A 16,729-nucleotide genomic window follows, 5' to 3' on the forward strand; every position below is an offset into this window, starting at 1 on the left:
CCAAGCCCAGAACCCCATGAGCGCCTACTCCTCCCGGTCTCCTGACAGAAAGAGGCCGCAACCATGTTCGACTCCTTTGCTGAAGCCCTGCACAGTCCCGGACCGAACGGCGGGCTTGCCGAAAAGCTGAACCTTTACGGCCGCTTCGTCGGCGCTTGGACGTTCGACGCCTCGCGCCACCTCGAGGATGGCACGGTGCTGACCGGGCGTGGCGAGGTGCATTTCGGCTGGGTGCTGGAAGGCCGCGCCATCCAGGACGTCTGGATCCTGCCCGCGCGCGACGCCGGCCCCTCGCCATCCCTGGGCAAGTGGACGTTCTACGGCACGACGTTGCGGGTCTATGATCCCACTGCGGACGCCTGGCACATTTTCTGGAGCGACGCGCGCAATCAATATTTCAGCCGCCAGCTCGGTCGCGCCGAAGACGACACGATCGTGCAGGTCGGCGCCGATGGTACTGGCGCATCGGTGCGCTGGAGTTTTTCGCGGATCACCAAAAATTCCTTCCGCTGGCTCGGCGAGCGCTCGCACGACGGCGCGGACTGGCACCTCGAAGTCGAGTTCCTGGCGCGCCGTCAATCTGCAAGATGACATCACAACCTTTTGTAACAATGGAGAAAACAATGTTCGATCATATCTCGGTCGGTGTCCGCGACGCCAATACCTCGAAGCGCTTCTATGACGCAGCGCTGAAGCCGCTCGGCTACACCTGCCTCAGCCAGTCACCAGGTTCGCTCGGCTATGGTGCTCAAAGCGCCGTGCTGTGGGTCAATGAGGCGGCTCGGCCGGTGCCGGCGGACGAAAAATCCGGCCTGCATTTCTGCTTCGCCGCGCCGACACGGGACAGCGTCGATGCCTTCCATGCCGCCGCCTTGCGCGAAGGCGGCAGTGACAATGGCTCGCCCGGCCTGCGCTCCGCCTATGGCGACGACTACTATGCGGCCTTCGTCATCGACCCGGACGGCTATCGCCTCGAGGCCTATTGCGGCGTTGCCGGCTAACCCGGCCGAGTTCCGCAGTTTCGCGGATCCCGACTGTTCCCACCGACCGGGCTTTGCTCTACCAATATCGGAGCGCGGGCTCGGCCCGGCGGGAGGGGTCAGCGATGCCGAGTTTCGACAGCCTGTTCAATGCCTTCGTCACCATTCTGGTGACCATCGACCCGCCCGGCCTGGCGCCGCTGTTCCTCGCCGTGACCCGCGGCATGAACCGCGAGGAGCGCCAGCAGGTTTCGGTGCGCGCCTCGGTCATCGGCTTCCTGGTGATGGCATTGTTCGCGGTGGCCGGCGCCTCGATCCTGTCGGTGTTCGGCATCACCCTGCCGGCCTTCCGCGTCGCCGGCGGTTTTCTGCTGTTCTTCATCGCCTTCGAAATGGTCTTCGAGCGCCGGCAGGACCGCAAGGAGAAGATCGGCGACGTCGCCATCACCAAGGACATGATCCACAACATCGCCGCCTTCCCGCTGGCGATCCCGCTGATTGCCGGACCCGGCGCGATTTCGGCGACGGTGCTGCTTTCCGGCTCGTTTCAGGGCTTTGCGGCGCAGGCCGCACTCGTCGGCATCATCTTCGTCTGCCTCGCCATCACCTATCTGGTGTTCGTGCTGTCGGAACGCATCGACCGTATCCTCGGCCAGACCGGCCGCTCGATCCTGACCCGCCTGCTCGGCGTCATCCTGGCCGCACTGGCCGTGCAGTTCGTGGCGGACGGCATCAAGGCACTGATGGCGGGGTGAACGGCAGCCCGGACTGCCGACTGCCGACTGCCCTCACTTCGCCGCCGTATCGATCACTTCAAAATCGTGCGTAATCACGGCCGTCTTGGCCATCATTGCGGAGGCCGAGCAGTATTTTTCGATCGACAGATCGATAGCCCGCTTGACCTTGTCCGACGACAGCGCCCTGCCCTTGACGATGAAATGCATATGGATGCGCGTGAACACCTTTGGATCAGTCTCGGCTCTGTCAGCGTCAAGTTCGACCACGCAGTCCTCGACCGCCTCACGGCCCTTTTCGAGGATATGCACGACATCATAGGCCGAGCAGCCGCCGGTGCCGATCAGCACCAGCTCCATCGGGCTCGGCCCAGGCGTCTTGCCATCAGGGCTGGAGGCCGTTCCCAGCACCAGTTTGTGGCCGCTGCCGGACTCGCCGACGAAGGTGCGCTCTTCGACCCATTTTACCCGTGCCTTCATTGCCCTGTCCTTTCAGTCCTTTGACCGCGCCTGCTGTCAGGCCAAATCAACAACGCAAAACCCCGAAAGTCCATCAGGACCCTCGGGGCGTATCGATCACGTAACGTCAGTCATCTGGCGACGTCAGCCGCCTGGTATTTGCTTTCGATCAGAACGGGATTTCGTCGTCCAGCTCGCGCGACGAACCGCCGCCGCCGCCGCCCCTGGGAGCGCCGCCGCCACGGTTGAAGCTTTCGTTCGGGCTGGACTGGCCGAAATCGGAACCGCGGCTGCTGCCGCCACCGGAATAACCGCCGACCTGGCCGCCCTCGCCTTGGCCGCGCGCGTCGAGCATCTGCAGCTCGCCACGGAATTTCTGCAGCACGACTTCCGTCGTGTACTTGTCGGCGCCGGTCTGGTCCTGCCATTTGCGCGTCTGCAGCTGGCCCTCGACATACACCTTCATGCCCTTCTTCAGGTATTGCTCGGCCACCTTGGCGATGCCCTCATTGAAGATGACGACATTGTGCCACTCGGTCTTTTCCTTGCGCTCGCCGGAATTCTTGTCGCGCCAGCTTTCCGATGTGGCGATACGGATGTTGACGACCGGCTCGCCCGAGTTCAGGCGCCGGATTTCAGGGTCCGCGCCGAGATTGCCGACCAGAATGACCTTATTGACGCTACCCGCCATGATTTTTCTCCGCGCTCATCCGAAAACAAATTTTTGTCGCAGCACCTTACAGGCTGCGCACGTCTGCCGCCTGCTAAGGCTGGCTTTTCCCACAACGTTTTTGTTCCCTTTTCGTTCCTATATGCACTGCCGCCGATTGTCAAGGAATGGCAGCAATGCCCGAGCCCATCATATGGGTTTCAAAACAGCTCTTGCCAAATCAATAAGTATCGACTTATGCTTTCGCCATGATCGAAGCAGAGATTTTCCGCGCCCTTGCCGACCCGACCCGCCGCGCCGTCTTCGAGCGTCTCGCCGCAGCTGAGATGAGCGTATCGGAATTGCGCAGCGGCCTGACCGTATCGCAACCGGCGGTGTCGCAGCATCTTGCGGTGCTGCGCGGCGCCGGCCTCGTGGTCGAGCGGCGGGTCGGCCGCAACGCCTATTACCGCGCCGATCCGCAGGGGCTTGCCCCCTGCTCTCCTGGATCGAACGCTACCGGACCTTCTGGCCGGAGCGCATCGAAAGGCTGAAGACGGTTTTGAAGGACATGGATCAATGAAAGATTTGCGATCGATGAACGCCAAGACCCAGGGCGAAGCCGCTCCGGATGCGCTTGAGTTCGAATACGACCTTGCCGAACCGCTGGAAAAGGTGTGGCGGGCGCTGACCGTGCCGGAACTGCTCGCGGCCTGGATGATGCCAAACGACATCACGCCGGAAATCGGCAAGCGTTTTGCCTTCGCCGGGACGGACGCAGCGATCGAGTGCGAAATCCTCGACGCCGAGCCCGAACGCCTGCTGCGCTATTCCTGGCGCGAGCAGCCACGCGATGCGACGCGGCAGGGTCCGCTCGACAGTACCGTCACCTTCACACTCGCCCGCACCGTTTCCGGCGGCACGCATCTGCGCATCGTCCATGACGGTTTTGCTGGGAAAGCGATGCCTGCGGTCGCCATGGCGGGTACCGGCTGCCGGCTTTCGCTGGGATTGCGTGGGGCCGGAAAGCCCATTGCCGCCAACACACCGCGCCTTCTGCTGCGCGCAGCCTGAACACGGAAATCGGAGACGAAAAATGAGCGGTCTTGCCAGTCTGGTGCCGATGGTGATCGAGCAATCGAGCCGCGGCGAACGCGCCTTCGACATTTTCTCGCGGCTGCTGCGCGAGCGCATCATCTTCATCAATGGCGAGATCAACGACGACGTCTCGGCGCTGGTCTGCGCGCAGCTCCTGTCGCTGGAGTCGGACAATCCCGACAAGGAGATCTCGCTCTACATCAACTCGCCCGGCGGCGTGGTGACCAGCGGCTTCGCCATCTACGACACGATGCAATATATCAGCTGCCCGGTATCGACCGTGTGCATGGGTTTTGCCGCTTCGATGGGGTCGTTCCTGTTGATGGCCGGCACGGCGGGCCGCCGCATCGCGCTGCCAAACGCCACCATCCTGCTGCATCAGCCGCTCGGCGGCTTCCAGGGCCAAGCTTCCGATATCCAGCGCCATGCCGAGCGGATCGGCAAGACCAAACGCCATATGGCCGAACTCTATGCGCAGCATTGCGGCCGCAGCTATGAGGAGGTCGAACGCACGCTCGACCGCGACCATTTCATGACCGCCCGCGAGGCCCAGGCCTGGGGCATCGTCGACCACGTCTTCGACACGCGCAAAAAGGCGGCATGAAGCCTGGGTGGGATTGGAATCTGGTCACTGTCGAAGATTTGACGATGCCGGTCTGGTTCCGGGGGCGGCTCGTCCCTATAATCCCGGGATGACCGACACTCATTCGCCCAGGACGTCGCATCGCGTCATCGCTGCCGCGGTGCTCAGTTTCGCCAGCCTTGTGAGCGGCATGGCACTTGCCGACGACAATTCAGCGCAGACGCCGAAAGGCGCCCTGCCTGGCGTGAACAGCGATTATCGCATCGCCAAGCCTGCTCCCCAGCCGGAACCCGACGACGCATTCCCCAGCAATGGCAACGGCACGTTCAAGATCGGCGATACGGATGTCAGGATTTCCGGCAGCATCACGGTCGATATGGCCACGGGCGGGTTTAAGCCCCCGAGGTGAGCAGCCTCCGCTTGGGCCAGTTCAGCCATTTCCCCAAAGAATAGCCCCGCCGTACCCTAGGGCAAACGGACGGGGCTTTTCTGGATCTAAAATCCATATTTTGCCGGGAGTGTACTGCCGGCGTTTGATTTCGGATGCTTCGCGGCGTCAGCCGACGATCCGACTAGCAGTCTCTAATTTTGGGGGATACGGCAAGTCACGGTTTGTCGGGTGGCGCAAACGCTAAACCCTGGCACTTATGCCTGCCGCGGCTCCAACGAGACGTGGAGCCCTGGGGGACTGTCCGGTGGCGTCATGCTCCACTCCTGTGTCCGTTGCGACATTGTCGTCGCGAAGCGCAAATCGCAAATGCCTGCGGCGTCTCGCAGGCCGCCTTGGGGCGGCGAGGCCATCGAAAGACGGCCGGCTTCGCTGACTGTCCGAGACTGCTCCCCTGAACCAGCCGCGTCAACCTTCAATAGCCGGTTACGGAAAAATGTGATCGCCGGGAGGTTACGTCCAGGTCAGCTTTTTGCACAGCTTTGTCAGGAGCGTGTTCGGCCTTTGTTCTTTCCGCTTGCCCCTTCGCGCGAAAGGCGGTTAAACGACTTCTGTCGGGAATTGTGGCGTCTCTCGACGTGGCGGCAAAAACACCTACATAGGGGATGGCCGGGAAAATCCCGCCTATCCCACGAATTCCAGATCTGAGGCGGCGACCGGCAATGGCCGACCATAAATTCCTTTCCATTCGCGGGGCGCGCGAACACAATCTGAAGAATGTCGATCTCGACCTGCCGCGTGACAGCCTGATCGTCATGACCGGCCTGTCCGGTTCAGGCAAATCCTCGCTCGCCTTCGACACCATCTACGCCGAAGGCCAGCGTCGCTATGTCGAGAGCCTGTCGGCCTATGCGCGGCAATTCCTCGAAATGATGCAGAAGCCTGACGTCGACCAGATCGACGGCCTGTCGCCTGCCATTTCCATCGAGCAGAAGACCACCTCGAAGAACCCGCGTTCGACGGTCGGCACCGTCACCGAGATCTACGACTATATGCGCCTGCTGTTCGCCCGTGTCGGCGTGCCCTATTCGCCGGCCACCGGCCTGCCGATCGAGAGCCAGACGGTCAGCCAGATGGTCGACCGGGTGCTGGCGCTCGAGGAAGGCACGCGCCTGTTCCTGCTGGCGCCGATCGTGCGCGGCCGCAAGGGCGAGTACCGCAAGGAACTGCTGGAGCTGCAGAAAAAAGGTTTCCAGCGCGTCAAGGTCGACGGCGTCTTCTATGAGATCGCAGACGTTCCGGCGCTCGATAAAAAATACAAGCACGACATCGATGTCGTCGTCGACCGCATCGTCGTGCGCGGCGATCTGGCCACGCGTCTCGCCGACTCCATCGAGACGGCGCTGAAGCTCGCCGAGGGGCTGGCGGTGGCCGAGTTCGCCGACAAGCCGCTCGATTCCAGCCAGACCGGCGAGGATTCGGTCAACAAGTCGAAGAACGAGACGCATGAGCGCATCCTGTTCTCCGAAAAATTCGCCTGCCCGGTGTCCGGCTTCACCATTCCCGAGATCGAGCCGCGGCTGTTCTCGTTCAACAACCCATTCGGCGCCTGCCCGACCTGCGACGGTCTCGGCAGCCAGCGCGCCATCGATCCCAACCTCGTCGTGCCGGACGAGAACGTGTCGCTGCGCGACGGCGCCGTCAGCCCGTGGGCGAAGTCGACCTCGCCCTATTACGTGCAGACGCTCGAGGCATTGGGCAAGGCCTACAACTTCAAGCTCGGCGACAAGTTCAAGGATTTGAGCACCGAAGCCCAGGACGCGATCCTGCGCGGCACCGGCGAGCGCGAAGTCACTTTCCAGTATGATGACGGGCTGCGCTCCTACAAGACGACCAAGACTTTCGAAGGCGTCATCCCCAATCTCGAGCGGCGCTGGAAGGAAACCGAATCCGCCTGGATGCGCGAGGAGATCGAGCGCTTCATGTCGGCCACGCCCTGCCCGGTCTGCAAAGGCTACCGGCTGAAACCAGAAGCGCTGGCGGTGAAGATCGGCGGCAAGCACATCGGCGAAGTCACCGAACTTTCGATCCGCAAGGCCGACCAGTGGTTCACTGACCTGCCGCCACATCTCAACGACCAGCAGAACGAGATCGCGGTGCGCGTGCTCAAGGAAATCCGCGAGCGCCTGCGCTTCCTCAACGATGTCGGTCTCGACTATCTGACGCTGTCGCGCAATTCCGGCACGCTATCAGGCGGCGAAAGCCAGCGCATCCGGCTGGCGTCACAGATCGGCTCAGGTCTCACCGGCGTGCTTTATGTGCTGGACGAGCCGTCGATCGGCCTGCACCAGCGCGACAATGCGCGGCTGCTCGATACGCTGAAACACCTGCGCGACATTGGCAACACGGTGATCGTCGTCGAACATGACGAGGACGCCATCCTGCATGCCGACTATGTCGTCGACATGGGTCCGGCCGCCGGCATCCATGGCGGCGAGATCATCGCCCAGGGCACGCCGCAGCAGGTGATGGCCAACCCCAATTCGATCACCGGCAAATATCTGTCGGGCGCGCTTGAAGTGGCGACACCCGGCGTGCGGCGTGAGGCGAAAAAGAATCGCCGCCTGAAGATCGTCGGCGCACGCGGCAACAATCTGAAGAACGTCACCGCCGAAATCCCGCTCGGCACCTTCACCGCCGTCACCGGCGTGTCGGGCGGCGGCAAGTCGACCTTCCTCATCGAGACGCTGTTCAAGGCAGCGTCGCGCCGCATCATGGGGTCGCGCGAGCATCCGGCCGAGCATGACCGCATCGAGGGCCTCGAATTCCTCGACAAGGTCATCGACATCGACCAGTCGCCCATTGGACGGACCCCGCGCAGCAACCCCGCCACCTATACCGGCGCCTTCACGCCGATCCGTGATTGGTTCGCCGGCCTGCCCGAGGCCAAGGCGCGCGGCTATCAGCCGGGACGCTTCTCGTTCAACGTCAAGGGTGGCCGCTGCGAGGCCTGCCAGGGCGACGGTGTCATCAAGATCGAGATGCACTTCCTGCCCGATGTCTACGTCACCTGCGACGTCTGCCACGGAAAGCGCTACAACAGGGAGACGCTCGACGTGCAGTTCAAGGGCAAGTCGATCGCCGACGTGCTCGACATGACAGTCGAGGAAGGCGTCGATTTCTTCGCCGCCGTGCCCGGCGTGCGCGACAAACTCGACACGCTGAAGCAGGTAGGCCTCGGCTACATCCACATCGGCCAGCAGGCAACGACGCTGTCCGGCGGCGAAGCGCAGCGCATCAAGCTGGCCAAGGAACTGTCGCGCAAGGCGACCGGCAAGACGCTCTACATCCTCGACGAGCCGACCACCGGCCTGCATTTCCACGACGTCGCCAAGCTCTTGGAAGTGCTGCACGAACTGGTCGACCAGGGCAACACGGTGGTGGTCATCGAGCACAATCTCGAGGTGATCAAGACCGCCGACTGGGTGCTCGACCTCGGCCCCGAAGGCGGTGATGGCGGCGGCGAACTGGTTGCCCAGGGCACGCCGGAAGCCATCGTGCGCGAGAAGCGCAGCTACACCGGCCAGTTCCTCAAGGAGCTGCTGGAGCGGCGCCCCGGAGGCAAGCGCGAAGCGGCGGAGTGATGGTCGGACCCGCTTGGCGTCCGCCGGAGGGCTTTGAATGACCATTAGAAAAGCGGTGGTCGGTGACCTCCAGGCTGTCGTCTCGCTGACCACGGCTGCCTATTCGCCTTACAACGCCATACTCGACGCGCCGCCGATTCCGGTGGCTGAAGACTACGCGCCGCGCATCGCGCGCGGCGAGGTCTGGCTGCTGGAGGACGGCGGCGAACTTGCCGGAGTGCTGACACTGGAACGGCATGAGGATCATGCGATGATCTTCTCCGTCGCGGTGTCGCCCGCCTTCCAGGGTAAGGGTTTTGGCATAAAGCTGCTCAATCACGCGGATCAACAGACGCGCTTGTGGGGTCTGCCGGAGATACGGCTCTACACCAATGCGAAAATGGAACGGAACATCGCGCTCTATCTCGCCTACGGCTATCGCGAAACGGGTCGCCGGCCCAATCCCTACCGGCCAGGATGGGTGCTCGTCGACATGGCGAAGGCGACGTGAATGCAGGCCGGAAGCTCCTGGGAAAACAAACTGACCCTGGATGGCGTGGTCCGCTCGTCGCATGCTTACGGCGCCGACTATTTGTCCGAATTCCAGCGCATCCTGCTGCAGCATGTGAAGCCTGGCACGCGCGCCTATCTGGAATGGGGCATGGGCCACACGACGCTGGCGATCCTTGGGCTGAGGGACAGACTGGCCATCGACAACCTCTTTTCGATCGACGACAGCCAGCCTTTCCTCGATCAACTCCTGCCGCAGCTGCCGCAGTGGAGCGGTTTCCATCCAATCTGCCTGGACCTCCAGGGTCCCAAGTTTGGCGACCGCGATCCAGAACTCAATTATTCGACCTGGCCGCTGTGCCTGAAGCGCAAATTCGATTTTATCTTCATCGACGGCCGGCGCCGCATGGAATGCGCGTTCATGGCGACGCTGCTTTGCCATGCAGGGACGATCGTGATGTTGCACGACTATCGCCGCGCACGCTATCAGCCGATCAAGGCTCTCTACGATATCGTCGAGGACGGAAATCAGTTTCGCGTCATGCGGCCGCGCAAGGACCTTTACCCCTCGGGAACGCCGACAATCTTTTCCCCGGATTGGTCACCGCCCACTTGACCGAAATTGCCCGTTGCCACGCCCATAGCGGCAAAACACATTGGAGGAGAAGTCGATGAGCAAATCGGGAACAATCCGCTCCGGCATGGGCGGTTGGACCTTCGAGCCCTGGGACACGTCCTTCTATCCGGACAAACTGTCCAAGGCCAAACAGCTGCAATATGCCAGCCGGCAGGTGCCGAGCATCGAAGTCAATGGCACCTACTATTCCAGCTTCAAGGAGCCGACCTTCGTCAAATGGGCAAGCGAAGCGCCGGACGGTTTCGTCTATTCGCTGAAGGGCAACCGCTTCGTCACCAACCGGCGCGTGCTGGGCGAAGCCGGTGAATCGATGATGCGCTTCCTCGGCTCCGGCGTTGCCGCGCTCGGCGACAAGCTCGGCCCGATCCTGTGGCAGTTCGCGCCGACCAAAAAGTTCGATCCGGACGATTTCGAAGCCTTTTTGAAACTGCTGCCGGAAAGGCAGGATGGGGTCGCATTGCGCCACGCGCTCGAAGTGCGCAACGACAGTTTCATCATGCCGGAATTCGCGGCACTTGCCCGCAAATACAAGGCGGCGATCGTCTATGCCGACCACGCGAAATATCCCGATATCGCCGACGTCACCGGTGACTTCGTCTACGCACGGCTGCAGACCGGCTCGGACGACAATCCCGACTGCTATACGCCGAAGGGGCTCGATGAATGGGCGGCGCGGGTAAAGACCTGGGCGGAAGGCAAGCAGCCGCCCGATTTGCGGCGCGCCGATCCCGCCACCGACGCGCCGGTGCAACCGCGCGACGTGTTCGTCTACTTCATCACCGAGGGCAAGGTGCGCGCACCGTTCGGGGCGATGGCGCTGATGAAGCGCGTAGCCGGCTGACGAGCATCAGTCGGTATCCGCAAGCGCATCAACGCGTTTTGCGCGTGGCAAAGCGCCTATTCGCGGCATCTTCGCCGCGATCGTAACCTTATCGACACTTCCTTGCTGCATGAATGCGGCGACGCCAAGCCGCAGAGCTGGAAGCCGCCGCCGGCAGGGAAAGAGGGGAATGTCGCTCGACTACACTTCACTTCTGCTGGCTGTTGGTTTCTCCGCCGCTTGCCTGAGCCTGACATTGTTCGGCATGTGGCTGACCGCCCGCACGGAAAAATTCCTGCTGACATGGGCGATCAGCCTGGTGTTCGTGGTCGGCGATATCTTCGTCTATGACGCCTATATCGACATGCCCGGGCGCCTGCTCGGCATCGCCACCCTTGTGCTGCTGCTGCTCGGTTTCTCGACCATGCTGGGTGCGGCCTACCAGTTCAGAACCGGCGGCTCGCCGCTGCCGCGGGCGCTGTGGGGCTGCGCCTCGCTGGCGGTGGCGCTGCCTGCAATGGCGCTCGGCTATGACGGCCTCGGCTTCATGTTCGAGAACCTGTTCGCCGCCTTGCTGCTGTTCGCGACGGCGTTTGAATATTGGAGGGGCCGCGATGAGGCCCCTGCGCTGACGATCGGCATCACCACACTCTACTCGGCCACCGCCGTTTCCTTCATGCTGTGCGCGGCGGTGCTGGCATGGGACGGCAAGCTGGTCCTCGGCCATGCGCCGAGCAACTGGGCGGAGGAACTGAGCCTCATCGTGGTTATTGCCAGCATGACGGGTATTGGCGCCCTGTCGCTTGCCCTCAACCAGGGACGTCTGGCCCGGCACCACCGCCGCAATGCGCTGACCGATCCCTTGACAGGTCTGCTCAACCGGCGCGCACTGTTCGACATACATGGCCGCGTCCCGGTCGGCGCCTTCACCGCTGTGGTTGTCTTCGACCTCGACAATTTCAAAGCCATCAACGACGAATTCGGCCACGCGGCAGGCGACGAGGTGTTGAAGGTGTTTGCCGGGGAACTCGCCGGCAATCTTCGCCAGACCGACGTTGCCGCGCGCATGGGCGGCGAGGAATTCGCACTGGTGTTGAAGCGCACGCTGCCGGAGACGGTCGAGGAAGCAGCAGAGCGCATCCGCACCGCCTTCGCGACGCGCCTGATAGAAACCGAGACGGGATCCCTGAGGTGCACGGTCAGTGCCGGTTTTGCGTTTGGCAGCAAGGAAGGCCTCAGCTTCGACAAGGTGCTCAGCGCCGCCGACAAGGCGCTCTACGACGCCAAGCGCGGCGGCCGCAATCGCGTCACCGCCTCACCCTTCCGGCGCGCGAGCTGACCGCGTATCAATGCCGGGCCGGCGATTTGCTGGATAGGCGAAAGCTGCTCTATGCCGCCATGACGATCTCATTGAAGGTATCGAGGTCGACGTAGAAGACCTTGGTAATCTCCTCGATCAGGTCGTCGTATTCGCAGCCCTGTGACCGCAAAATGTTGATGGCGGCGATGATATCGACCCGTTCGGTAAGCCGCCGCTTCTGATAGTCCTCGACGAAACGTTCCATGGCTGTCCCTTAGCCTGTGTGCCCAAACGCGTTTGAACGACAGATCGCAGGAGGGAAGCTAGGAAGCCTTGCTTGCGTGGAACTTGCCCGGCCTTCGCCGCGCCCTCGATCTGCGATAACCAGACTGATACGGAAGCGGCCGACTCACAAAGCCAACAAAAGATTAGCATGCAGCCTCTGGCGCGCCAGAGATGCAGATCGATGGATGGAAGAAATATTGGACTTGCCAGGACTTTGGATCGTCAGCCGAAGTTCGGCACCGATTCTAGACGGTAAGAAACTTCCGTACATCAGCCCGGTCTAAATCTTCCGCCGGGCCAGTATGGACGATCTGACCGCGGTCCATGATGTTGACCTCGTCGGCGAGTTCGCGGCAGAAGTCGAGATATTGTTCGACCAGCAGCACCGCAATGCCGGCCTGGTCGCGCAGGTAACGGATGGCACGGCCGATATCCTTGATGATCGATGGCTGGATGCCTTCGGTCGGCTCGTCGAGCACCAACAGCTTCGGCCGCATCACCAGCGCCCGGCCGATCGCCAGTTGCTGCTGCTGACCGCCGGAAAGGTCGCCGCCACGGCGGCCGAGCATCTGCTTCAGCACCGGAAACAACTCGAAGACATGCGCCGGCACATTGCGGTCGGCACGCTTCAACGGCGCAAAGCCGGATTCCAGGTTTTCGCGCACCGTGAGCAGGGGAAAGATCTCCCTGCCCTGCGGTACGAATGCGATGCCCGACCGGGCGCGGTCATACGCCGCGCTCCGGTCGAGCGCCTTCCCCTCGAAGGCAACGCTTCCGCTCGTCAGCCGGTGGTGGCCGACGATCGATCTCATTAAACTGGTCTTGCCGACGCCGTTGCGGCCGAGCACGCAAGTGATCTTGCCGGCGCCGGCCTTCAGCGAAACGCCGCGCAGCGCCTGGGCGGCGCCGTAATGGAGCGTGGCGTTGGAAACTTCGAGCATCTCAGCGCCTCTTCCAGAAGCGGAGAAACGACAAATCGAAGCGATGGAATTGCACCCGCCAGACCATGCTCATCTCCCGAGATAAACTTCGACGACGCGCTCGTCGGCCGAGACGAAATCGAGCGTGCCTTCCGACAGCACCGAACCCTCGTGCAGGCAGGTGACCTTGACGCCGAGCTCGCGCACGAAATGCATGTCGTGCTCGACCACGATGACCGAATGGTCGCGCGCAATGTCCTTGAGCAGCCGCGCGGTCTCCTCGGTCTCGGCATCGGTCATGCCGGCGACGGGCTCATCGACCAAAAGCAGTTTCGGGTCCTGCGCCAGCAGCATGCCGATCTCCAGCCACTGTTTCTGGCCGTGGCTGAGATTGGCGGCCAGCTCATGGCGCTTGTCGCCCAGCCGGATGATGCCGAGAATGTCATCGATCTGCCGCGCCTCGGCCGCCGAGCGGCGGTGAAACAGCGCCGGAAAGATCGAGCGCGGCCCCTTCAGCGCCAGCATCAGGTTTTCCTCGATCGTGTGGCTTTCGAAGACCGTCGGCTTCTGGAATTTGCGGCCGATGCCCATCATGGCGATCTCGGCCTCGTCATGCCTGGTGAGATCCACCTGGCCGTCGAAGAACACTTCGCCCTCGTCGGGCCGCGTCTTGCCGGTGACGATGTCCATCATCGTCGTCTTGCCGGCGCCGTTGGGGCCGATGATGGCGCGCATCTCGCCCTTGTCGAGCACCAGCGACAGATTGTTGATGGCGCGAAAGCCGTCGAAGGAGACCGAGACGCCGTCGAGATAGAGGATGGTGTTCGACTTGCTCATGGTCCTACTCCGCCGCCTGCGGTTCAGGGTCGGACCAGGCCCATTCGCCTGGATTTCTCGCCGGCGAGCGAGCGGGCTTCGAGGTCGCGGACGCCACTGCAACCTTGGTGTCGGCCTCTTCAGCGGCGGAGACCGCGCGCAACGCCTTAGCATTGCCGCGCCAGCTGTCCCACATGCCGATGATGCCCTTCGGCAAGAGCAGCGTGACGGCGACGAACAGGCCGCCCAGCGCAAACAGCCAGAGTTCCGGCAGCACGCCGGTGAACCAGGATTTGCCGGCATTGACCAGCAGCGCGCCGATGATCGGCCCGACGATGGTGCCGCGCCCGCCCACGGCCGCCCAGATCACCACCTCGATCGAATTGGACGGCTCGAATTCGCCGGGATTGATGATGCCGACCTGCGGCACGTAGAGCGCGCCGGCAATGCCGGCCATGACGGCCGAGACAGTGAAGGCGAACAGTTTTACGTTCTCCGCCCGCCAGCCGAGGAAGCGTGTGCGGCTCTCGGCGTCGCGCACGGCCATCAAGAGCTTGCCGTATTTGGAGCCGACGATCGCCCAGGTGATGAACACGGCGAACGCCAGCATCACCGCGCTCGCCGCGAACAATGCCGATCGCGTGGCGTCGGCCTGCACGTTGAAGCCCAGAATATCCTTGAAATCTGTCAGGCCGTTATTGCCGCCGAAACCCATGTCGTTGCGGAAGAAGGCGAGCAGCAGCGCATAGGTCATCGCCTGGGTGATGATCGAAAGATAGACGCCGGTGACGCGGCTGCGGAAGGCGAACCAGCCGAAGACGAAAGCAAGCAGGCCGGGTACCGCCAGCACCATCAGCGCGGCAAACCAGAAATGGTCGAAGCCGTACCAGAACCACGGCAATTCCTTGTAATTCAGGAACACCATGAAGTCAGGCAGGATCGGGTTGCCATAGACGCCGCGCGAGCCGATCTGGCGCATCAGGTACATGCCCATCGCATAGCCGCCAAGCGCGAAGAAGGCGCCGTGGCCGAGCGAGAGGATGCCGCAATAACCCCACACCAGGTCCAGCGAAAGCGCCAGCAGCGCATAGCAGAGATACTTGCCGGTCAGCGCGACGATATAGGCCGGGACGTAGAAAGCGCTGGTCGGAGATACCGCCAGATTGAGCAGCGGCACGATGATGGCCACCGCCAGCAGGATGAAGATGGTGATGGCGATGCGGCGGTCCGCGCCGGCGGCGAAGAAGCGTCCCGTGATCATGCTTCCACCGCCCTGCCCTTGAGCGCGAACAGGCCGCGCGGGCGCTTCTGGATGAACAGGATGATCAGCACCAGCACGACGATCTTGCCGAGCACAGCGCCGGCGTAGGGCTCGAGGAATTTGTTGACGATGCCGAGCGAGAAAGCGCCGACCAGCGTGCCCCACAGATTGCCGACGCCGCCGAAGACGACGACCATGAAGCTGTCAATGATGTAGCCGCGGCCGAGATTGGGCGAGACATTGTCGATCTGGCTGAGTGCGACACCGGCAATGCCGGCAATGCCGGATCCGAGCGCGAAGGTCAGCGCGTCAACCCAGGGCGTCCTGATGCCCATCGAGGCGGCCATGCGGCGGTTGGCGGTGACGGCGCGCATCTGCAAGCCCCAGGGCGTGCGCTTCATCACGTAGAGCAACACGCCGAAGACCGTGAGCGCGAAAACCAGGATCCACAGACGGTTCCAGGTGATGGCGAGCTGACCAACGTTGAACGACCCTGACATCCAGGAGGGGTTGCCGACCTCCTGGTTGGTCGGCCCGAAGATCGAGCGCACCGCCTGCTGCAGGATCAGCGACACGCCCCAGGTCGCCAGCAGGGTTTCCAGTGGCCGACCATAGAGGAAACGGATGACGCCACGCTCGATGGCCAGACCGACGAGTGCCGCGACCAGAAAGGCAAGCGGCAGCGCGATCACCAGCGACCAGTCGAACAGGCCGGGGAAGGATGTGCGGATCACCTGCTGAACGACGAAGGTGGTGTAGGCGCCGAGCATCACCATCTCGCCATGCGCCATGTTGATGACGCCCATGACGCCGAAGGTGATGGCGAGCCCGATCGCGGCCAGCAGCAGCACCGAGCCCAGCGAAATGCCGTACCAGATGTTCTGGCCGGCATCCCAAAGCGCCAATGTCGAATTGATGTTGGCGATCGCGGCGGTCGCGGCTTCCTTGACCGCGCCCGAGGCGTTGGCCTCGACAGAGGTGAGCAGCGAAACCGCGTCACGGTCGCCGCGCGCGCCGATCAGCGCGACGGCCGCCAACTTGTCTGCATCGGGCTTGTCTGAAACCAGTATGGACGCCGCACGCGCCTGCTCCAGCAAAGCCTTGACGCTCGCCACGCTTTCACTGGCGATCGCTGCGTCGAGCGGCTCGATATTGGCTGCGTCCGGTGTCTTGAACATAGTGTCGGCTGCGGCGATGCGGACGGTCGGATCCTTGGAACCAAGGGTCAACGTGCCCAATGCATCACGGATGGCGCGACGCAGCGTGTTGTTGACAGTGATCTTGCTTATGTCGTCCACGGAGGCCTCGCCCGCTGCTTCGCCGCTCAGCGTGTCGAAAAGCTGGACGCTGTCGTCGCCTTCCTTGCCGACGAACACCATCGAGTCGGCCATGCGAACGTAAAGATTGCCGTCAGCCAATGCAGCAAGCGGCCGCTCGACAGCGGGATCCCCTGTGGCCGTCAACTCTTGAACGACGGCGCCCGTCTCGGAGAAGTCCGTTACCGTAGCGAATTTGGCGATAATGGCACGCAGATCGGCTTCCGCAGCGCCCGAAGACGACAGCGTCGCCAGCAGGAACAACAGCATCAGGCCAATCGCGCGGAGCAGACTCATGGGCTTTAGGCGACCCTTGAAGGTTGAATTGGGCGTCCGGACAGCGGAGGAAA

General features: G+C 62.6%; 18 protein-coding genes and 1 pseudogene. 12 read left to right on the forward strand and 7 right to left on the reverse strand.

Translation table 11 applies throughout. The annotated features are described in order from the left end of the window. The first annotated feature begins 63 nt into the window (after positions 1–63). The 3 genes from HB778_RS32800 to HB778_RS32810 all read left to right on the forward strand — a co-directional run bounded on the left by HB778_RS32800 (position 64) and on the right by HB778_RS32810 (position 1,735). Entirely contained in the window at positions 64–591 is a 528-nt protein-coding gene (locus HB778_RS32800) for a hypothetical protein (protein ID WP_183459904.1), read from the forward strand. 32 nt (positions 592–623) lie between these two features. After that, on the forward strand, positions 624–1,001 hold the full coding sequence (locus tag HB778_RS32805; protein WP_183459905.1) for a VOC family protein: 378 nt from the start codon (positions 624–626) through the stop codon (positions 999–1,001). Positions 1,002–1,105: 104 nt separating this feature from the next. Beyond that, complete coding sequence (locus HB778_RS32810) at positions 1,106–1,735, forward strand: MarC family protein (protein ID WP_010909625.1); 630 nt, start codon at positions 1,106–1,108, stop codon at positions 1,733–1,735. Between the two features lie 33 nt (positions 1,736–1,768). On the opposite strand, the gene HB778_RS32815 is transcribed toward HB778_RS32810, so the two are convergent. Further along, positions 1,769–2,194, reverse strand: a complete 426-nt coding sequence (locus HB778_RS32815) for an OsmC family protein (protein ID WP_183459906.1) — start codon at positions 2,192–2,194, stop codon at positions 1,769–1,771. A gap of 148 nt (positions 2,195–2,342) precedes the next feature. Next, complete coding sequence (locus HB778_RS32820) at positions 2,343–2,864, reverse strand: single-stranded DNA-binding protein (RefSeq protein ID WP_183459908.1); 522 nt, start codon at positions 2,862–2,864, stop codon at positions 2,343–2,345. Between the two features lie 227 nt (positions 2,865–3,091). On the opposite strand from HB778_RS32820, the pseudogene HB778_RS32825 reads away from it, so the two are divergent. The 9 genes and pseudogenes from HB778_RS32825 (at position 3,092) to HB778_RS32865 (ending at position 11,820) form a co-directional block, all read left to right on the forward strand. Further along, positions 3,092–3,405: pseudogene (locus tag HB778_RS32825) on the forward strand (ArsR/SmtB family transcription factor). Further along, positions 3,402–3,896 (forward strand): SRPBCC family protein, encoded by a 495-nt coding sequence (locus HB778_RS32830; protein ID WP_183459910.1) that lies wholly within the window; start codon positions 3,402–3,404, stop codon positions 3,894–3,896. The pseudogene HB778_RS32825 and the gene HB778_RS32830 overlap by 4 nt, the downstream one beginning before the upstream one ends. Positions 3,897–3,918: 22 nt before the next feature. Beyond that, positions 3,919–4,524 (forward strand): ATP-dependent Clp protease proteolytic subunit, encoded by a 606-nt coding sequence (locus HB778_RS32835; RefSeq protein WP_183459912.1) that lies wholly within the window; start codon positions 3,919–3,921, stop codon positions 4,522–4,524. A gap of 88 nt (positions 4,525–4,612) precedes the next feature. After that, positions 4,613–4,912 (forward strand): hypothetical protein, encoded by a 300-nt coding sequence (locus tag HB778_RS32840; RefSeq protein WP_183459914.1) that lies wholly within the window; start codon positions 4,613–4,615, stop codon positions 4,910–4,912. Between the two features lie 701 nt (positions 4,913–5,613). Next, on the forward strand, positions 5,614–8,535 hold the full coding sequence (gene uvrA, locus HB778_RS32845; protein ID WP_183459916.1) for an excinuclease ABC subunit UvrA: 2,922 nt from the start codon (positions 5,614–5,616) through the stop codon (positions 8,533–8,535). A gap of 37 nt (positions 8,536–8,572) precedes the next feature. Continuing rightward, positions 8,573–9,025, forward strand: coding sequence for a GNAT family N-acetyltransferase (locus HB778_RS32850; RefSeq protein WP_183459918.1), 453 nt, complete (start codon positions 8,573–8,575; stop codon positions 9,023–9,025). Next, positions 9,026–9,640: a hypothetical protein gene (locus HB778_RS32855; protein WP_183459920.1), complete on the forward strand. Its 615-nt coding sequence runs from the start codon at positions 9,026–9,028 to the stop codon at positions 9,638–9,640. It begins immediately after the preceding gene. 55 nt (positions 9,641–9,695) lie between these two features. Next, complete coding sequence (locus HB778_RS32860; RefSeq protein WP_183459922.1) at positions 9,696–10,502, forward strand: DUF72 domain-containing protein; 807 nt, start codon at positions 9,696–9,698, stop codon at positions 10,500–10,502. Between the two features lie 169 nt (positions 10,503–10,671). Further along, positions 10,672–11,820 carry a GGDEF domain-containing protein gene (locus HB778_RS32865; RefSeq protein ID WP_183459924.1) on the forward strand — a complete coding sequence of 383 codons (1,149 nt, stop codon included), beginning with the start codon at positions 10,672–10,674 and terminating at the stop codon, positions 11,818–11,820. 49 nt (positions 11,821–11,869) lie between these two features. Here HB778_RS32865 and HB778_RS32870 read toward each other — a convergent pair whose 3' ends face one another. From HB778_RS32870 to urtB, 5 genes are all read right to left on the reverse strand, one after another. Next, positions 11,870–12,046: a hypothetical protein gene (locus HB778_RS32870; protein ID WP_019858306.1), complete on the reverse strand. Its 177-nt coding sequence runs from the start codon at positions 12,044–12,046 to the stop codon at positions 11,870–11,872. 265 nt (positions 12,047–12,311) lie between these two features. After that, a complete protein-coding gene (gene urtE, locus HB778_RS32875) occupies positions 12,312–13,007 on the reverse strand; it encodes an urea ABC transporter ATP-binding subunit UrtE (RefSeq protein ID WP_013895283.1) in 696 nt (231 codons plus the stop codon). A 69-nt stretch (positions 13,008–13,076) separates the two neighbouring features. Continuing rightward, positions 13,077–13,823 carry an urea ABC transporter ATP-binding protein UrtD gene (gene urtD, locus HB778_RS32880; RefSeq protein WP_095200084.1) on the reverse strand — a complete coding sequence of 249 codons (747 nt, stop codon included), beginning with the start codon at positions 13,821–13,823 and terminating at the stop codon, positions 13,077–13,079. Positions 13,824–13,827: 4 nt separating this feature from the next. Beyond that, on the reverse strand, positions 13,828–15,063 hold the full coding sequence (gene urtC / locus HB778_RS32885) for an urea ABC transporter permease subunit UrtC (RefSeq protein WP_183459926.1): 1,236 nt from the start codon (positions 15,061–15,063) through the stop codon (positions 13,828–13,830). Further along, on the reverse strand, positions 15,060–16,676 hold the full coding sequence (urtB, locus tag HB778_RS32890; RefSeq protein WP_183459928.1) for an urea ABC transporter permease subunit UrtB: 1,617 nt from the start codon (positions 16,674–16,676) through the stop codon (positions 15,060–15,062). The genes urtC and urtB overlap by 4 nt, the downstream gene beginning before the upstream one ends. Positions 16,677–16,729 lie beyond the last annotated feature (53 nt).

Source organism: Mesorhizobium huakuii (genome assembly GCF_014189455.1).
In the GTDB taxonomy this organism is placed as follows: domain Bacteria; phylum Pseudomonadota; class Alphaproteobacteria; order Rhizobiales; family Rhizobiaceae; genus Mesorhizobium; species Mesorhizobium huakuii_A.